The organism is Streptomyces sp. NBC_01224, from assembly GCF_036002945.1.
Lineage (GTDB): Bacteria > Actinomycetota > Actinomycetes > Streptomycetales > Streptomycetaceae > Streptomyces.
In genome coordinates this window covers 5,740,109-5,757,603 of sequence record NZ_CP108529.1, presented here as the reverse complement: position 1 = coordinate 5,757,603, position 17,495 = coordinate 5,740,109, and the positions used below count along the sequence as shown (strand labels likewise).

The following is a 17,495-nucleotide window of genomic DNA, read 5'->3' as shown; positions in this document are numbered from 1 at the left end:
GCGAAGGCGCTCCTGCATCGTGCTTCGGCGGCTGATCCCGGTGGTTTTTCAGCACGCTCTGTAGGTTGCAGACATGTCTTCATCACTTCGCCTCGAAAAGGTCACGTCCGACAACGTCGAGGCCGCCTGCCTGCTGAAAGTACGTCCCGACCAGGACGGGCTCGTGAAGCCGGTCGCCTGGTCGCTGGCTCAGGCGTATGCCGCACCCGAGGCCGCCTGGCCCCGGCTGATCTTCGACGGTGAACGGCTCGTGGGTTTCGTCATGGCCTTCTTCGATGTCCGGTTCGATCCGGACAAGCCGGATGACAGGCTCCGCTCCGGGCTCTGGCGGCTGAACATCGCCGCCGATGAACAGGGTCGCGGTTACGGTCGCTTCGCCGTGGAGGCGGTGTGCGAGGAGATACGGCGGCGCGGGCAGACGCGCACGACCGTGACCTGGGTTCCCGGGTCGCACGGGCCCGAGAAGTTCTATCTGAAGCTCGGTTTCCGGCTGACCGGGGAGATGAGCGGGGACCAGGTCGTCGGTGAGCTGGAGCTCGGCGACGTGTAGTGCTGCGGCCGGAAGCGGCCACTGCAACCCAACGGATCACTCGACGCGATCGGCGATGATCCGCGCGCACTCCATGGACTCGCTCCGCGTCGTGTCCACCTCCAGGTCGTAGAACACGCCCCGATGGACCACGTCCACCTGCGACGCCGCCATGCCCGTCACCCGGTCGCCGCGCGCGATCTCACGGGCTGCGGCAACCGCGCTCTCGCACCGGACGCCGACCCACAACACCTGTACTCCACCGAGCGCCTTCTGCCATCGCTGCTGGGACGCCGCCCCGCCGAGGAAGACCTCGTCGACGATGACCCTGGCTCCGGCCCGGGCCATCGTGGCGACACCCTCGATCCACGCCGTCTCCAACGTACGGAAATCGGGGCCGACGACCACCTCACCGTCCGGAGCGAACTCGATGCCCGCGTCCGACGCCTGCATGGACGCGGGCATCGCCTGGATCAGTGTGTCGACCCCGAAGGCCAGCCAGGGGTCCGGCAGGACCGCCTGCAGGCACCGGGCGATCCCGGACTTCCCCGAGCTGGAGCCACCGTTGAGCACGATCATCCGCGTCATCACCGCGCCACTCTAGAACCGTGTCCCCCGGGTGACACCCCCTTTGCCGACACGACGCCGCCGGGCGTTCACGGCTCGGAGATCTCACTCCGATTCCCTCACCGGCGCAGCAGGCCGCCTTCGATGGCATCGAAGGCAGCAGGATGGTTGATGGGATGGTCGAGGAGAACGTCCTCCACTACGGCGAATCCGTTCGTGAGGGTCAAGGCCTCGGGTGCGAGGTCCACGACGACACTCTCGGCCGCGTCGGGGAGCTGCCTCACCTGAGCGCTGGTCAGGTAGCCCTCCGCAAGCAGGTCCCCACTGTGCGCCGCCACGCGGCGCAGGGTGAACAGGCGGTGCAGCAAACGCAGCTGGCGCTGCGCTTCGGGGTGAGGAGCCTGGTTGGCGGCGTCCAGAAGAGCTTGAGCAGCCTGGCTGTGTGCGTAGGCGTCGACCAGTTCCAGAGCCGGTGTGACGGTGGTGTTCCATCGGTTGAGGGGATTGCCGGCCGGTGCGCTGCGCAGGCGCGTACGTGCACGCTGGTGCCAGATGCGTTCGATGTCGGCCAGCAGGTCTTGGAGGAAGACCGGATCGTCGAGGTCGCGAGCCTCGGGCGGCGCGTCATGGGGCTCCTTCGGAGTGAAGTGTCCAAGAAGCATTTCGCCGGCGGCCTTGACCCAGATGACGAGGTTGTCACCCTCCGCTGTGATGGTTCCCTCGTTGGCTGCCAACTGGCCCGCGATTCCGTTGGCCAAGAAGAGTCCCTGCGCACCGCAGCGTTCGCGGCACTCGGTCATGACGGCGCGGGCCCGCCAGGTGATCCAGCCCTTGGCTATGGCTGCGAACCGCTCAGCGTTCTCCCGCTCCGGCTCCGTTGCCTGCGCCCACTGCCGTACCGCGGCGCGGTGCAGGAGAGTCGCGGCGTAGGTGGTGGCGATGGCGTCCACGAGCGGAGCGTGGTGGCTGCGGTGAGCGAACAGCGGAACGTTGCCGCCGGCTGTCACGCCGGAAGTCTGCCTCGTGTGGGCGTGCCGTACGGCCACAGCGAGCGCGTGGCGCGTGACGCCGAGGCTGTAGGCGCTCATACAGAGCTTGCCGGTGGTGACGCGGCCGATGGAGTGCAGGAAGCGCTTTCGGGGACTGCCGATCGAACTCGTGAAGACGCCTTCCGGTGTGAGGCGTCCGTGGTCGGACTGCAGAAGCGCTTCTTGTGGCAGACGGACGTTGTCAAAGGAGGTGATGCAGTGGTCGACAGGGGCGGTGGCTGTCTGAGGCAGCCTGCGTATCTCGACTCCCGGCATCGGTCGCCCGGTCTCGTCGCTGAGCGGAGTAAGAAACAGGAAGACGCCCTGGTCTTTGCCGTCCGTGATGAGGCGGGCGGCGACGACAGCGGTTTTGGGACCGCCGGTGGAGCTGGTGTTCGGCATGAACTTGCGGGCGGCCGCACTGGGAGTGTTCAGCACGAACTCGCCCGCGGTTCGGTCGTACGTGGCGGTGGTCTCCAGTTGGGAGGCGCTGTTGCCGTGCCCGGCCTCCGTGCACAGAAACGTTCCTGTACGCCGCAGCTCAACGAACTCCCGCAGATCGCGGCTCGGGCCCGCCGTGTGTTTTTCGAGGAGGCTGCCGAGGAAGAGGTTGTAGTGGATACTCGCCACTGTCCCCAATCCCGCGTCCACAGGGCCTGCCCATTCATGCAGTGCCGTGAGTCGTTCCACATCGACCACGAAGTCCTCGGGGCTGTCGAGTGCCTCGTTGATCAGATGTAAACGCTCGTAGGACAGCGCGGCACGTTCATCGGGCGACAGCCCTTCTCTGAAGCTGAACGGCTCAGTGCTGAACAGCTTGCGCCAGGGCTCGTGGAGCTGATCCAGGCGTTCGCCGAAGAGCGCCTGCGTCAGTGCTGCGACGGTCGAAGAGGCCTGGTCAGAGGGGATTGAGGTCTTGATCACTTTCGGAACGCTAGCTCATACGTTCAGTTAGCACGGCGTGATGATCAACACGATTGAGATCACTCGGATGTTGGTACTCGCCCGTTTCGAGGTGCGGGTATCCCTGCCCTCCGGGAGTATGTGAGGCCCCCTCGACGCTCCTGATCAACACGCCCAGGAGGCCGTCAATGCCACGCCGCAGAGTGAGAGTTCCGAGCGGTCGGCTGTGCGCGGGGGCGCACTCGGAGCTGTTGCCGGAGCGGGAACACTGTGACTGCTCGCCCTCCTCGGTCATGCCCTCTACGCCTCGCAGAGCACCTTCCAGTTGCTCCCGTTGCCGAGGGCGGGCAACGCGGCAGCGGCCCGGCCCGGCCGCGCTGATTGCTCACCCACGAGAGGCCTCTGCCATCCCGGGCAGGGGCCCCTCGCAGTTGCTGCCCGGGGTCAGCTCGGTTGGTCTCCCGTGTAGCGGTAGATCGCGCCATCGGAGTTGACGTGCCAGACGGTGCCGTCGGCGGCCACACCGATGTCCACCGCCTTACCGGGGATACCGACCCACGGGTTGGTGTCATGCCCGGTGTACCGGTAGATCTGGTCCAGGGAGTTCACGCCCCACACATGAGTCCTGGACCCGACCGAGATACGGGTGAGGCCGCCGGAGACGGCGACCCAGTCGGTAGAGCCCTGGTCTCCGGTGTAGCGGTAGATCCCACCGGCGGAGTTGACGTGGTAGACGGTGCCGTCGGCGGCCACACCGATGTCCACCGCCTTACCGGGGATACCGACCCACGGGTTGGTGTCATGCCCGGTGTACCGGTAGATCTGGCCCAGAGAGTTCACGCCCCACACATGAGTCCTGGACCCGACCGAGATACGGGTGAGGCCGCCGGAGACGGCGACCCAGTCGGTAGAGCCCTGGTCTCCGGTGTAGCGGTAGATCCCACCGGCGGAGTTGACGTGCCAGACGGTGCCGTCGGCGGCCACACCGATGTCCACCGCCTTACCGGGGATACCGACCCACGGGTTGGTGTCATGCCCGGTGTACCGGTACATCTGGCCCAGAGAGTTCACGCCCCACACATGAGTCCTGGACCCGACCGAGATCGTCGTGAGACCACCAGAGACTTGCTTCCAGTCAGCCATGCTCGTGTCCCTTCGGCTCGAACGTTACAAGGGGGAATCTGGCGCTCGGCAGGGTCACCCAAACGACCGCGTTTGTGGATTGACTGCTGAAATGGTCCAAAGATCGCCGTTTGTTTTATTTCACTCCCAATGCGCACGGGAGGCGGCCCTCCCCCCAGCACAATCAGAAGGCCGGAAACGCTGTAACCCACAAGAGGCCAAGAGCGGCGGCCGGTTCACCACTCAAGGAACCAACCCCTTGCCCCACACCCGGTCCCAGCGGGCACCGAAGGGGCACGTCCGCCAGGATGCCTCCCTCGGGTTCGGCCCCTTGGACAGGTTGCGAGACGTTCACCGGGTCGCGCTCGCGCGCCGTGCCGGGAATCCGTGTGCGCGGGCTGCGGTCACCACCGCCACAACCGGCAGCATCAGCACAAGTACACCCCAGGGAAAGGCCGTTGATCCGAATGTGTCCAGCAGAACGCCGCCCACGAGTCCGCCACCGGCCGTGGCCGCGTTCCACAGCGTGACGAGCATGGCCTGCGCGCCCTGCGCCGCATCCGCCTCGTTGCCCGCCGCCTCGCCCGCCGCGGTCTGCAGGAGGGTGGGGGCACCTCCCCGGCCGAGCCCCCACAGCACCACCGCCACGTAGACGAGAGCGGGGCTGCCGGCCGGCACCGCCAGGACGGCTGCCGCAGCGGCGACCAGCAGTCAGGGCTGGCGGGCAACAGGCCCGCGGGCAGAGTTTCGGTGAGGCTGGTGATGAAGACGGCCGCGGCGGCGGTCAACTCGGCGAGCGCGGTACATGACCCACATGGCCGTGGGCAGAACCGATTCGGCAGTTCCCGTCCGGGTGACGGAACCCCACGTCTGACAGTAACCGCAGGTCAGCGCCGCAGACTTGGGCCGGTTCCGATTCATCTCCCGCACAAGGAGTGCCCTTCATGCGTCTTCGTTCCACCGTGGCTGCCGCCTTCGGCGCGCTCGCGCTCATCGTCGCTGTGCCGACCTCGGCCGACGCGGCCTCCGGAGACTTCAGCTACACATACAGCGGTCTCGACGGCTCCCCGCAGGTCGCCTTCCTGATCGACCCGCCGAGCAGGGTGTGCATCACCCTGCCCGAGGTCGCCGACCCCGGTTCGTCGAACCCCGCCCACTCTCCGTGGAACAACACCGACGCGACCGCCGTTGTCTTCACCGGCGTCGACTGCGAGGGCGACTTCTTCCTCCTCCGGCCGCACGGCGGCCACGCCTCCGACCGGCTGAAGCTCCGTTCCGTCGCCTTCAGCTGATCCCGCCACCACCTTCCGACCGCCCACCCCGGTACGAGCCGGCCGCGCTCGTGCCGGGGTGGCGTGGTCAGGGGAATGAGGCCCTGCCGTCACTGGTTGACCGGACATGTCGACGCCCCGTGTGATCCTTTTGCTGTCCGGAAGCCTGCGCAGCGGTTCCTCCAACGAGACCGTGCTGCGCACCGTGCAGGCCGTGGCGCCTGCGGGCGTACGGACCGTTCTCTACGGTGGCCTCGCGGCACTCCCGCACTTCAATCCCGATGACGACGCCGAGCCCCTGCCGGAGCCGGTGGCCGCGCTGCGTACGGCGATCGACGAGGCGGATGCCGTTCTGGTCTGTACGCCGGAGTACGCGGGGACCCTGCCGGGGGCGTTCAAGAACCTGCTGGACTGGACGGTCGGCGGCACCGAGATCTGCGACAAGCCGACCGCGTGGGTGAACGCCGCCGCCCCCGGCCGTGGCCAGGGCGCCGAGGCCACGCTGCGGACGGTGCTCGGCTACACCGGTGCGGACATCGTGGAGTCGGCCTGCGTACGGATCACCGTGGACCGGAACGCGGTCGACGCGGAGGGGATCATCACCGATCCGGGCGCCCGCGAGCAGCTGGGACAGGTGCTCGGGCTGCTCACGGGGCGGGCCGCGCAGATCGATCGCGGCTAGGGCGACGCAGCTGCGGCCCGCCCGGTGGGAGTCGGGCGGGTCGAGCGACTCCCGGCGGGGGCTCGGGGCTCAGGCGCTGATCGCCCAGATGAGGGTGATGGTGCCGACGACTCCGATGGTGCCGAGGGTGGTTCCGGCGATTGCGGTCCACAGGCGGCCGGTGCCGTGGCGGGCGTAGTGGATGCCCGCTGCGCCAAGGGTGACGGCGAGGGCTCCGGCGATGATCGCCCCTGGGAACGTGGCGAACGCGGGCACCCATGCACCTATGGCGGAGGCGGCGCCGAGAACAAGTGCGGTGGGGCCCAGGGCGACGGCGGGTGTGTCGGTCGGGTCGGGCACGGTCGGCTCAGGCATGAACCGTTCCCCCTTTTGAACGAGTTCAAATTGTACGCCGATCATACCGACAGGAGGGCGGCGGACCGGCCGGGGGCGGGCATGGCTAAGCCCGCCGGTCGGGCGGGGCTTCGGGGTCAGCCACGGCGTCCGAGCCCGGGGGCAGCCGGCCCCATGCACTCGTCGGCGCCCGCCTGCGGCACGATGACAGAATGGGGTGAATGATGACGTCTTGTGGGCCCGGACCCGCACCCGAGCCCTGGTCGTGCGACGGGTCGATGCACGCCGACCTTCTCGCGGCGAAGTCTCTGGTTTACGACCCGTGCGGTTTCGTATGTTCCCGGCCGGCGCCCGAGGCGGAGAGCGCCGAGTACGGGGCGCATGTATTCACCGTGGACGGCGCCGCCGTCAGGTTCCGGGTGGCCAGGACGACCCCGACGAAGGTCGGCCAGTTCGTGACGGTGTGGAAGCGGTCCGCCGGTGGGCCGATTCAGCCCTACGACTCCGAGGACCCCGTCGGTCTCTTCGTCATCAGCACCCGTGAAGCCGACCATTTCGGGCAGTTCGTGTTTCCACGGGACGTGCTCTGCGAGCGGGGCATCGTGTCTCGGAACGGCTCCGGCGGGAAGCGCGCCTTCCGCGTCTACCCGCCCTGGGTGACGACGACCAATCGCCAGGCCGGACGTACACAGGAGTGGCAGGCGGACTATTTCCTGCATGTGGGCCTGCCTGCGGAAGAGGGTGGGGCGGTCGACCAGGGCCGGTCCCGGGCGCTCTACCACCCGTGACGGCGCCGCCCGCCCGGCCCGGTCGGCGCAGGACGGCGACCGTCAGCGGTAGTCCTCCGGGTGGCCCTGCATCCAGGTGTTGATGCGGTCGCGGGTGCCGATCAGTTCGGAGCGGTGCTTCTCCAGGTTGGCTGTCGAGGTGTCACCGTTCAGCGTCTTGCGCAGGGTGCTGATCCAGGCCAGCGGCTCCTTGAAGCGGCCGGGGCCCTGAGCGTCCGCCTTCATGGCCTTGTCCAGGCGCGCCAGTTCAACGTTGACCCGGCCCAGGAAGTAGGCGCAGTTCGCCGACCCGGGGGTGCAGTTGTCCTTCAGCGTGGCCTGGAGACCCGCGAAGGCGTCGCGTACGGCCTCCGGACTGTTCCCGGCGGCCTCGGCCGCCTCCGCTCCCGCACTCGCCTCGTCCGAGGCGCTCTTCGCCGCGGCGGCGTCGTCGGCCGCCTTGACCATGGCCGACGCGTTCGCGGACGGCGCCGCATAGGGAACGTCGTCACCCGGCCCCTGCGACGTGGAGACGCTGGTGCAGCCCACCAGGAACGCTCCGAGAACCGCTGCCGCGGCCACGGCTGTTGCAGCGCCGCGCGTGTTGGTACGGATGAACATGAGGCCCCCCTCTTCCGGTTGGGCCAGACCTTACATCCCCGGTCCGGCGTCGCCCCCGCCCCTCACCCCGTGATCAGGGTCTGCAGCGCGGGCGCATACAGGTCCGCGATGTGTTCGGGGGTGGCCTGGGCGCCTGCGCCCTCGCGGTGGAGGCTGAGGGTGGCGCCGAGGCCGAGGAGGTGGCCGGCGATCAATTCGGCGCGCAGGGTGCGTTCGGGGCCAGTGAGGCGGGCGGCCAGGGCGTCGGTGACCTGTTCGTGGAAGCGGTCGCGCAGCAGGGAGCGTTCGTCGCGGTTGCCGAGCGAGAAGACGACCCGCAGCAGTGGGTCGGACTGCAGTTCCCGGCGGCGGCTCATCAACGTCACCACCATGTGGCGGCCCAGCATGTCGATCGGGGCGTCGAAGAGTTCGGCGGCTGCGGGGCCGAAGTCGGCGACGGTGTTGAAGAGTTCTTCCTTGCGGCCGAAGTGCTTGACGACCAGGGACGGGCTCACTCCGGCGTCGGCCGCGATCCCCCTTATGGTCACCTCGGCGTAGGGGCGCTGTGTGAACGCCCTGCGGGCGGCGCGCAGGATCGCGTCCCGGCCCGTGCCCGGATCGACAGCGGTCGGCTCCGGTCCCGGGGCCGGAGCCGGGGCCGGAACGGTGGCCTGGCGGCTGGTCATGCGCCCTCCTGGATCGGCATCGTCCGCACACCGTTCTTCCGGTCGCCCGGGGCGTTGCGGCTCTCTTCGACCGTACCCGCCGTGGGCGTACGGCCGCCCGGCAGGCACAGCGTGACCAGCATCGCCGCGAGCGCCGCGCCCGCCGCGATCAGGAAGACCACCTGGTAGGCGTGGAGCGTCGGGGCCGTCCGGCCGCCCACCAGGAACGTGATGTCGGCGAGGACCGCGGCCACCGTCGCACTGCAGAAGGCCTGCCCGATCGACCGCATCAAGGTGTTGAGACCATTGGCCGCGCCCGTCTCGCTGACCGGGACGCCGCGCATGACCAGCGCGGGCAGCGCCGAGTACGCGATGGCCGTGCCGGAGGCGACGACCGTCGCACCGGCGATGATCATCCAGAGGCTGTGGCTGGTGAAGTACCGCACCACATATCCGGCCGCGATCACGCCCGCCGCCAGCGCAAGGCTCACCTTCGGACCGTACTTCGCGGAGATCCGCGCCGAGACCGGCGAGAGCGCCACCATCATCACGCCGCCCGGCAGCAGACACAGCCCGCTGACGACGAGCGAGGCGCCGAGCCCGTAACCCGTCGCCTTCGGCTCCTGCACCATCTGCGCGGTGACCAGGGAGTTCGCATAGAAGGCGAAGCCGATCAGCAGGGCGGCCACGTTGGTGAGCAGGACGGCCGGACGGGCCGAGACCCGCAGATCGACCATCGGCGTCGGGACGCGGAGCTCGTACGCACCCCAGACCAGCGCCACGACGACGGCGGCCACCAGCAGACCGACCGTCCGCGCCGACGCCCAGCCCCAGTCGGCGCCCTGGGTGACCGCGAGCAGCAGGCAGACCAGGGCCCCGGACAGCCCCAGCGCACCGACGGCGTCGAAACGGCCGCGGGTGCGGAGCGGGGATTCCGGTACGCACCACAGCACCAGCACGATGTCGATGACGCCGATCACTCCCGAGACCCAGAACATCGTGTGCCAGTCGAAGTTCTCGACGACGAGCGCCGCGACCGGCAGCCCGACCGCCGCGCCGATGCCGAGCGTCGAGCTCATCAGCGCCACGGCGGACAGCACACGCTCGGGCGGGAGTTCGTCGCGCAGGATGCTGATGCCCAGCGGCACGACGGCGAGCGCCGCACCCTGCAGGGCGCGGCCGGTGATCAACACCCCGATGTGGGAGCTGACCGCACACAGGACCGAGCCCACCACCAGCACCATGAGCGAGGCGACGAGCACCCGCCGCTTGCCGTACATGTCACCGACCCGGCCCAGGACGGGTGTGAAGACGGCACCGGTGAGGAGGGTGACGGTGACCAGCCAACTCGCGGCGGCGGGGGTCGCGCCGGTGAGGGCCGGGATGTGCGGGAGGAGCGGGACGACGATCGTCTGCATGACCGCGACCACGACACCGCAGAACGCGAGGACGCCTACGGCGAAACGGGGATGCGGGGCCACATCCGTGGTGGCGGTCGGGGCAGGTATGTCCGCGGGCATGACTCTCCGTACGGTGCTCGGCGGCAGGGGCTTCGCGCAGGGGTGCACGCTCGTTCACCCCCAAGAGTAAACGCCTGTGCACCCCCTCGGCGACAGGAAGTCCGCACGCCGCGTTAGCCTCGAAGAACCCGGGCTCCGGGTCCGGACAACTCAGACAAGAAGGCGAAGGTGGCTGCGATGGCGAAGGTTCCGGCAGCGGCGGTGGCGGCGAGCGGGCTGGTCGGCGGGTACGCCGTCGCACGGTGGACCAAGAAGCGGCCGCTGGGCGGAGTCGCCCTCGCCGCCGCGGGCAGCGTCGCCGCGTACGAGTGGAACCGGCAGGCCGGGCCGCGCGCGGCCGTCGGGCTGACCACCGCGTATGTCGCCGCGTTCGCCGGTTCTCATCCGCTGGCCAAGAAGGTCGGCGCCTGGCCCGCCGTCTTCGCCGTGGCGGGCGGCGTGGCCGCCGCGTCGTGGGCGGTCACCCGCCGGGCCGCCTGAATCGCGTACGGATTGCCGGTGATCAGCCGCTGATCATCTGCCGGATGCGTTGAACGCGGGCGGGACCATGTGCGTATTCAAGGGCACTCCCCCGCGTAAGCCGGGTGCGTATCCGTACGACAGGACGGGTACGCGCCCGGAACCCTCAAGGCTCCGACGAGCCGGAACCCCGGGCCCTACGCCCCCAGTGCCCGCGACACCGTATAGATCAGCAGCCCCGCCAGCGCACCCACCACCGTGCCGTTGATCCGGATGAACTGCAGGTCACGGCCGATGTGCGCCTCGATCTTCTTCGATGTCTGGTCCGCGTCCCAGCTCGCGACCGTGTCACTGATCAGCGACGTGATCTCCGCGCGGTACGTCGTGACGACATAGACCGCCGCGTCCTCCAGCCAGCCCTCCAGCTTGGCCTGCATCCGCCCGTCCGTCGCCAGCCGCGCGCCGAACGTCAGCAGTGAGGCCCGCGCGCGCAGCCGCAGCTCGCTCTGCTCGTCGTCCGCAGCCGCGATCATCATCGTGCGCACCGACGACCAGGCCGATGCGATGACCTCCTGGACCTCGCCGCGCCCCAGGATCTCCGACTTCAGCCGCTCCACCCGTGCCCGGGTGTCCGAGTCCGTCTGGAGGTCGGCCGCGAAGTCCGTCAGGAACGTGTCGATCGAACCGCGCGCCGGGTGCCCCGGCATGTCCCGCATCTCCGTGATGAAGCGCAGCAGTTCCTTGTAGACCCGCTCCCCCACCCGCTTGTCGACGAACCGCGGCGTCCAGCCCGGTGCCCCGCCCTGCACCGCGTCCATCACGGAATCGCTGTGCAGCACCAGCCAGTCGTGGGCGCGCACACAGATCAGGTCCACCATCCTGCGGTGGCCGCCGTCCGCGACGATCTTCTCCAGCATCTTGCCGAGGCCGGGACCGATCTCCGCCGCATTGGCCCGCCGGGTGATCGCCTCACCCACCACGGCCTGCACATCGGAGTCCCGCAGCACCGTCAGCGCGCCGCGCAGCGCGGTCGACAGCTCGGCGGTCACCCGGTCGGCGTGATCCGGCTCGGCCAGCCAGGCACCGAGCCGGCCACCGACACCCAGGGCGTGGATGCGGCTGCGTACGACATCGCCGGAGAGAAAATTCTCGCCGACGAAGGAACCCAAGGAGGCTCCCAGCTGGTCTTTTTTGGTGGGGATGATGGCGGTGTGCGGGATCGGCAGGCCGAGCGGACGCTTGAACAGCGCCGTGACGGCGAACCAGTCGGCCAGCGCACCCACCATCCCCGCCTCGGCGGCCGCGGCGACGAAGCCCGGCCAGCCGCCCACACCCACGTTCTTCGCCCAGGTGGCGAGGACGTACACGAGCGCGACCAGCAGAAGGAGGCCCGTGGCCGTGGTCTTCATCCGGCGTACACCGCGACGCTTCTCCTCGTCGGCTGCGGTGTACGCGAACGAGGCGAGGGGGGCCGGGCGGCCGCCGGGCGCGGGACGGGCCGCGCCCGCCACCTGCTCCCGGGCACGCTCCGGCCGCCCCGCACCCTGTTCCCCGGGTCCGGTCCCATCGATCCGTTCCATCCGCTCCACCCGTCCGCGTACGCATCGCCCCCGGTGTCCCGTACGCATTGTCCCTACCTGACCTACTCCCGAGCCGCACGCCGAGTTCCCGACACCTTGCCCCATCATGGGATCAGTCCGATTAACCACGAGGAGACACACCGTCCATGCCCAGGCGCCAGGGGTACGCCCTGCACATCGCCCTCGTGGCGGGCACCGCCGCGCTCGCCGCCGGCGTGGCGTTCGCCGGCTCCCTGCTCTTCTCCGGCTCCGGCACCCGGTCGCAGCAGGTCGCCGCACCCGACCCGCGGTCCGTGGCCCGTACGCCCGCCGCACCGGCCCACTCCACCGGCCTCTGGCTCGGCACCTGGGCGGCGGCCCCCACCACCGGGGTGATCGACACGCACAACGGCAGCGACCTGACCCGGCGCACCATCCGTAATGTCGTGCACACCAGCATCGGCGGCGACGCGGCCCGCATCACCCTCTCCAACCTCTTCGGCACTCACCCGCTGGTCGTGGACCGGGCCACGGTCAACACCCGCCCCGTGACCTTCCGGGGCGTCGCCGCCGCGACCGTCGCCGCGGGCGGACAGATCGTCAGCGACCCGGTCCTCGTCCCGGTCGCCGCCGACGCCGATCTCGTCGTCACCCTGCGCACCCCCACCGCCGAGGGCCCCGTCACCATCCACCCGGGCACCCACCAGACGTCGTACGTGGAGGACGGGCGGGGCACCTGGCGCACCACCGACTGGCGCTACCTCACCGCCGTCGACGTACACAACGAGACCGCCGCCGGAACGATCGCGGTGATCGGCGACTCGCTCACCGCGGGCACCGGCTCCACCCTCGACACGAACAGCCGCTGGCCCGACGTGCTCGCCGACCGGCTGCGCGGCCGGTACGGAGTGGTCAACGCCGGCATCGCGGGCAACCGCATCCTGCACGACGGCCGCGGCGTACGGGCGAGCGCCCGCTTCGACCGCGACGTACTGGACGTCGCCGGGGTGAAGACGGTCGTCATCGCGCTCGGCATCAACGATGTGCAGCAGTTCCCGCAGGAGACCGACCCGCAGCGCATCGCGGACGCGCTGCGGTCCATGACCCGGCGCGCCCACGCACGCGGGCTGCGGGTCGTCGGGGCGACGCTGATGCCGTACGAGGGGTTCCGCACCTGGACACCCGCGCAAAACGCCGTACGGGAGCAGGTCAACGAGCTGATCCGGGCCGGCGGGATCTTCGACTCGGTCATCGACTTCGACAAGGCGGCCCGCGACCCGTACCACCCGGCCCGGCTGCGGCCCGCCTACGACTGCGGCGATCATCTCCACCTGAACGACACGGGCTACCAGCGGCTGGGCTCACTGGTCGACCTGCCGGCCCTGCAACACGACCGGCCCGTCTCCGACCAGTTCTGACGGCGGGACACCCGCGCCAAAACCGCTTGTCACCCCTGCGCGGCGTGCCGTCATACTCTGCCATGAGCAGAATCGCACAGGTCATTGTGCTGGCGTTGTACGCCGACGAGGTCATGGAACCACTGACCCTCCCCGACGAGTCACGCAGTTGGTGTGGCACGTTCCGGGCGCTCGACCTGTTCGCAGGAGGGTGGGTCATCGAGTTCGACCACATGAAGCCCCGCACCGGTCTGCTGAGGCATCTGGAGTCGCTACCGTGGCCCGATCCCCGGCAAGTGCAGGTGCTGATCCACGACGAGGAGGACGATGTCTTCGGCCTGTGGACGATGCGGGACGGCACACTGGCCGAGGTGCCCCTACCGGACACCCAGCGCTACCACAGCGCGGCGCCGCCGACCGATGAGTTCCCGCCGAGCCCGGGGTACCTCTGGCTGGCGGGCGGAGCCGAAGCCGAACGCGAGGACCTGTTCACAGAGCCTCAGGATCTGCGCCCCGCCTGGTAGCGGCAGAGTCGGCGCGATCGGAAGAGTCCTAGTAGCGGTCTCCCTCACCCTTCTCCAGCCGCCCCCGCTCGCGCCCGCGCTCCCGGTCCAGCTCCCGCGCCCGTTCCGCGTCCCTCAGCCGCTGCTTCTGCGCCTTGCTCCGCTTGCGCTCCACGCCGACTCCGCCCATCAGCGCGAACCCGGTGATCCGCACCCGCGGGGAATCCGGCGACGCAGCTCCCGCGTCCTTCGAGCGCTCGCCGAAGCCGCCCATGATGCCGATGCCCCTGACCTCGGCATTCAGCTCCGGCGGGACCGTCACGCGCATACCACCCATGATCGTGAAGCAGCGGATGACCACCTCACGGTCCTCGAAGTTCGCCTCGCGCAGATCGATCTCGCCACCGCCCCACATCGTGAACGCGGTGAACTTCCGGCCCACCGTCCAGTTTCCCCGGCGGCCGAACCCTCCCCAGACCGCGAACGCGCCGCGCGACGTGGCGGGCTTGCCGATACGGTCCGCCCACCGCACGGCCGAACCGGTCGCCGCCGGAGCCGGGGCGGGGCCCACCGGGTCCAACTGGGTGCCCGGTGCCGGAAGGTCTCGGACGAGCGGTTCCAACTCCCCATGCGTACGCGCCTTGTAGGTCGCTTCGAGCCGGTGCTCGAACTCTTCCATCTCCAGCCGGCCCTCGGCCACCGCCTCGCGCAGGGTCTCGGCGACTCGCTCGCGCTCGGCATCGGAAGCACGCATTTCCGGAAGGTCACTTGTCATACCGCGCAGCCTATTGAACGCGTACGCTCCCGTCACCGATCTACATGCCGCCGGCCGACGCGTACATCTTCGCGATCACGGCCTCGATGTCGGGCTCCCGCACCGACAGGTCGACCAGCGGGTAGTCCGCCGCGATCCGGGCGACCAGCGGTGCGGCCGACTCCGAGGCCGGGAAGGCCAGCCACTGACGCGGCCCCTCCACCTTCACCGTACGGACCGAAGGCGCAGACTCCAGCCGGATCGGCGGGAGCTGACGCTCCAGGTCGACCACCAGCATCCGCTCGCTCTCGCCCACCTCATGCAGTCCGGCGAGCGCCCCGTCGTACATCAGACGGCCGTGGTCGATCACCATCACACGCTTGCAGAGCTGCTCGATGTCCGTCAGATCGTGCGTGGTGAGCAGCACGGTCGTGCCGCGTTCGGCATTCAGGTCCCGCAGGAATCCACGGACCTTGGCCTTGGAGACGACGTCCAGGCCGATCGTCGGCTCGTCCAGGTACAGCACCTCGGGATCGTGCAGCAGCGCCGCCGCGATGTCCCCGCGCATCCGCTGCCCGAGCGACAGCTGCCGTACGGGTACGTCCAACAGCTCGCCCAGATCGAGGAGTTCGATGCAACGGTCCAGATTCTCGCGGTAGCGGGCGTCGGGAATCCGGTACATCCGGTGCATCAGCCGGTACGAGTCGCGCAGCGGCAGGTCCCACCAGAGCGTGGTGCGCTGGCCGAACACCACACCGATACGGTGAGCCAGCCTCGTCCGCTCCCTGGACGGGTCGATGCCCGCCACCCGCAGCCGGCCGCCGCTCGGGGTGAGGATGCCGGTCAGCATCTTGATCGTGGTCGACTTCCCGGCACCGTTCGGGCCGATGTAGCCGACCATCTCGCCGCGCGCGACGCGGAAGCTGATGGAGTCGACCGCTCGCACCTGGCGGCGTTCACTGCGCATGAAGCCGGTCTTGCGGCGCACGTCGAAGACCTTTTCGACGTTGTCGAGCTCGATGAAGTCGGTGTCTTCACCCTTGCCGATGTCCGTGTCGGTGCCGGTGTCGGTGTCGGTGCCGGTGCCGGTTTCTGCGTTCATGTCCGATGCCCTCGCCCTTGCCCTCGCCCTGCCCGATGTTTTCGTCAACTGCCTGTACTGCGGTACGCGCGCAGACCCGAGCGCCAGGCCAGGCCCGCGAGCAGCCAGCACAGGCCCGCCACCACCGGAGGCAGGAACGCCACCCAGTCCGGCAGACCCAGCGGATAGTCCCGGCCCAGCACATACAGCGCGGGCAGCCAGTTCACGAAGGCCAGCGGCACCACGAACGTGACCCCGCGCACCAGATCCTTCGCGAAGATCGACGGCGGGTACTGGAGCAGCGTGTTCCCGCCGTACGTGAAGGAGTTCTGCACCTCGGAGGCGTCCTGCGCGACGAACTGGAACGCCGCCCCGGCCACGAACACCGCCGCGAAGATCGCCGCCCCGCTGAGCAGCATCAGCGGAAGCATCGCCACCTTCAGCGGTGTCCACCCGATGTCCAGCGTCACCAGCGCGTACCCCAGGACCAGCACCCCCTGGGTGATCCGCCCCATCCTGCGCAGCGCGAACCGGTCCGCCGCGACCTGGGCAAGCACCGGCACCGGCCGTACCAGCAGCGTGTCCAGCGTGCCGTCGCGCACCCGCCGCCCCAGCCGGTCCATCGAGCCCATCACCAGGTCGGCGAGACCGAACGCGGTACCCGAGGCCCCGTACAGCAGCGCGATCTCCGGCAACGTGTATCCGCCCAGCGCATCCACGTGCTGGAACATCAGCAGGATCGCGACGAAGTCGAAGGCGGTCACCGCGAAGTTCCCGAACGCCGTCATCGCGAACGAGGCGCGGTACGCCATCGTCGAGCGCAGCCACATCGTCGCGATCAGCCCGTACGCCCGGACCCCCTCGACGAGCCTCGACCGCTCGACGAACACCACCTCGGGTGTGTCCGCCGCCTCGGCCACCTTCACCGCACCGGCCGTCTCAGCCACCCTGAACCACCACCCTCCTCGTCGCCACCGACTGCACCAACCGCCCTACCAACAGCAGCGTCAGCGCCCAGCCGCCCTGGAAGGCGTACGCCTCCACCAGCCCCCACCCCGTGCTCTTGCCGAGCAGCACATCGGCCGGCACCTGGAGCAGCGACGACCACGGCAGCACCCGCGCCACGTCGCCCAGCACCCCGGGAAACAGCGTCAGCGGCAGCAGCATCCCGGAGAAGAACATCCCGGCCAGGGCCGTCATCTGCGACACCCCCGCCCCGTCCAGCAGCCAGAACGCGGAGAGCGCCACCAGATAGCGAATCGCGAAACTGACCACGACACCGAGCGCCACCGAGACGAGGAAGGCCAGCCAGACCCCCGGCGAGGCGGGCAGTGCCAGATCGAAGGCGAGCGAGCCCAGCAGCATCGGCACGATGCCGCGGCCCAGCAGATGGAACGTCGCCCGACCCAAGTCGCCTGCCAGCCACCACAGTTGGAGGTCCACCGGCCGGTAGAGATCCACCGCGACATCGCCTGTACGGATCCGCTCGATCAGCTCGTCCTCGAAACCGCCACCCATCATGGCGCAGGTCATCAGCAGCGCCTGCCCCAGCCACACATAGGTGAGCGCCTGGGGCATGTCGTAGCCGCCGAGCTGCGGACGCTCGTCCCACAGCGCCACATAGGTGTACGCCATGATGAAACCGAAGACGGTGTTGGTGAACACTCCCGCCGCCGTCGCGGTCCGGTAAGTGGCATAGCGCCGGAACCCACCCGCCGCCACCACCGCGTACAGCCGCACCGCATCCACCCCCAT

General features: G+C 69.4%; 19 protein-coding genes and 1 pseudogene. 7 read left to right on the top strand and 13 right to left on the bottom strand.

The features are described from left to right. The first annotated feature begins 73 nt into the window (after positions 1-73). Positions 74-550, top strand: coding sequence for a GNAT family N-acetyltransferase (locus tag OG609_RS25870; protein ID WP_327275007.1), 477 nt, complete (start codon positions 74-76; stop codon positions 548-550). Positions 551-586: 36 nt separating this feature from the next. On the opposite strand, the gene cpt is transcribed toward OG609_RS25870, so the two are convergent. From cpt to OG609_RS25850, 4 genes and pseudogenes are all read right to left on the bottom strand, one after another. Then, positions 587-1,108 (bottom strand): chloramphenicol phosphotransferase CPT, encoded by a 522-nt coding sequence (gene cpt / locus OG609_RS25865; protein ID WP_327278186.1) that lies wholly within the window; start codon positions 1,106-1,108, stop codon positions 587-589. A 107-nt stretch (positions 1,109-1,215) separates the two neighbouring features. Continuing rightward, positions 1,216-3,048 carry an acyl-CoA dehydrogenase family protein gene (locus tag OG609_RS25860; protein ID WP_327275006.1) on the bottom strand — a complete coding sequence of 611 codons (1,833 nt, stop codon included), beginning with the start codon at positions 3,046-3,048 and terminating at the stop codon, positions 1,216-1,218. Positions 3,049-3,471: 423 nt separating this feature from the next. Beyond that, a complete protein-coding gene (locus OG609_RS25855; RefSeq protein ID WP_327275005.1) occupies positions 3,472-4,170 on the bottom strand; it encodes a tectonin domain-containing protein in 699 nt (232 codons plus the stop codon). 330 nt (positions 4,171-4,500) lie between these two features. Then, positions 4,501-4,860: pseudogene (locus OG609_RS25850) on the bottom strand (MFS transporter); the annotation flags it as partial. 233 nt (positions 4,861-5,093) lie between these two features. On the opposite strand from OG609_RS25850, the gene OG609_RS25845 reads away from it, so the two are divergent. Both OG609_RS25845 and OG609_RS25840 read left to right on the top strand, forming a co-directional pair. Next, a complete protein-coding gene (locus OG609_RS25845) occupies positions 5,094-5,441 on the top strand; it encodes a hypothetical protein (protein ID WP_327275004.1) in 348 nt (115 codons plus the stop codon). Between the two features lie 106 nt (positions 5,442-5,547). After that, entirely contained in the window at positions 5,548-6,102 is a 555-nt protein-coding gene (locus OG609_RS25840; RefSeq protein WP_327275003.1) for an NADPH-dependent FMN reductase, read from the top strand. Between the two features lie 69 nt (positions 6,103-6,171). Here OG609_RS25840 and OG609_RS25835 read toward each other — a convergent pair whose 3' ends face one another. Beyond that, positions 6,172-6,456 (bottom strand): hypothetical protein, encoded by a 285-nt coding sequence (locus OG609_RS25835; protein ID WP_327275002.1) that lies wholly within the window; start codon positions 6,454-6,456, stop codon positions 6,172-6,174. A gap of 257 nt (positions 6,457-6,713) precedes the next feature. Between OG609_RS25835 and OG609_RS25830 the strand changes: the two genes are divergently transcribed. Continuing rightward, positions 6,714-7,223 (top strand): MepB family protein, encoded by a 510-nt coding sequence (locus OG609_RS25830; RefSeq protein WP_327275001.1) that lies wholly within the window; start codon positions 6,714-6,716, stop codon positions 7,221-7,223. A 42-nt stretch (positions 7,224-7,265) separates the two neighbouring features. On the opposite strand, the gene OG609_RS25825 is transcribed toward OG609_RS25830, so the two are convergent. The 3 genes from OG609_RS25825 to OG609_RS25815 all read right to left on the bottom strand — a co-directional run bounded on the left by OG609_RS25825 (position 7,266) and on the right by OG609_RS25815 (position 9,987). Beyond that, on the bottom strand, positions 7,266-7,823 hold the full coding sequence (locus tag OG609_RS25825; protein WP_327275000.1) for a hypothetical protein: 558 nt from the start codon (positions 7,821-7,823) through the stop codon (positions 7,266-7,268). A 62-nt stretch (positions 7,824-7,885) separates the two neighbouring features. Further along, on the bottom strand, positions 7,886-8,488 hold the full coding sequence (locus tag OG609_RS25820) for a TetR/AcrR family transcriptional regulator (RefSeq protein WP_327274999.1): 603 nt from the start codon (positions 8,486-8,488) through the stop codon (positions 7,886-7,888). After that, positions 8,485-9,987: an MFS transporter gene (locus tag OG609_RS25815; protein ID WP_327274998.1), complete on the bottom strand. Its 1,503-nt coding sequence runs from the start codon at positions 9,985-9,987 to the stop codon at positions 8,485-8,487. The genes OG609_RS25820 and OG609_RS25815 overlap by 4 nt, the downstream gene beginning before the upstream one ends. Before the next feature lie 177 nt (positions 9,988-10,164). Here OG609_RS25815 and OG609_RS25810 point away from each other — a divergent pair, with 177 nt between their 5' ends. After that, positions 10,165-10,467 carry a hypothetical protein gene (locus tag OG609_RS25810; protein WP_327274997.1) on the top strand — a complete coding sequence of 101 codons (303 nt, stop codon included), beginning with the start codon at positions 10,165-10,167 and terminating at the stop codon, positions 10,465-10,467. Positions 10,468-10,643: 176 nt separating this feature from the next. On the opposite strand, the gene OG609_RS25805 is transcribed toward OG609_RS25810, so the two are convergent. Then, positions 10,644-12,026 carry a DUF445 domain-containing protein gene (locus OG609_RS25805; protein ID WP_327274996.1) on the bottom strand — a complete coding sequence of 461 codons (1,383 nt, stop codon included), beginning with the start codon at positions 12,024-12,026 and terminating at the stop codon, positions 10,644-10,646. 146 nt (positions 12,027-12,172) lie between these two features. Between OG609_RS25805 and OG609_RS25800 the strand changes: the two genes are divergently transcribed. Beyond that, complete coding sequence (locus OG609_RS25800) at positions 12,173-13,423, top strand: SGNH/GDSL hydrolase family protein (protein ID WP_327274995.1); 1,251 nt, start codon at positions 12,173-12,175, stop codon at positions 13,421-13,423. A 62-nt stretch (positions 13,424-13,485) separates the two neighbouring features. Next, positions 13,486-13,926: a hypothetical protein gene (locus OG609_RS25795; protein ID WP_327274994.1), complete on the top strand. Its 441-nt coding sequence runs from the start codon at positions 13,486-13,488 to the stop codon at positions 13,924-13,926. 28 nt (positions 13,927-13,954) lie between these two features. Here OG609_RS25795 and OG609_RS25790 read toward each other — a convergent pair whose 3' ends face one another. The 4 genes from OG609_RS25790 to OG609_RS25775 form a co-directional block, all read right to left on the bottom strand. Next, positions 13,955-14,659 (bottom strand): DUF1707 SHOCT-like domain-containing protein, encoded by a 705-nt coding sequence (locus tag OG609_RS25790; RefSeq protein WP_327274993.1) that lies wholly within the window; start codon positions 14,657-14,659, stop codon positions 13,955-13,957. Positions 14,660-14,720: 61 nt separating this feature from the next. Beyond that, the gene (locus OG609_RS25785; RefSeq protein ID WP_327274992.1) at positions 14,721-15,761 is read right to left on the bottom strand and encodes an ABC transporter ATP-binding protein; all 1,041 of its coding nucleotides are present in this window, start codon (positions 15,759-15,761) and stop codon (positions 14,721-14,723) included. 44 nt (positions 15,762-15,805) lie between these two features. After that, entirely contained in the window at positions 15,806-16,687 is an 882-nt protein-coding gene (locus OG609_RS25780) for an ABC transporter permease (RefSeq protein WP_327274991.1), read from the bottom strand. Continuing rightward, the gene (locus tag OG609_RS25775) at positions 16,680-17,480 is read right to left on the bottom strand and encodes an ABC transporter permease (RefSeq protein WP_327278185.1); all 801 of its coding nucleotides are present in this window, start codon (positions 17,478-17,480) and stop codon (positions 16,680-16,682) included. Before OG609_RS25775 ends, OG609_RS25780 begins: the two co-directional genes overlap by 8 nt. Positions 17,481-17,495: the final 15 nt, after the last annotated feature.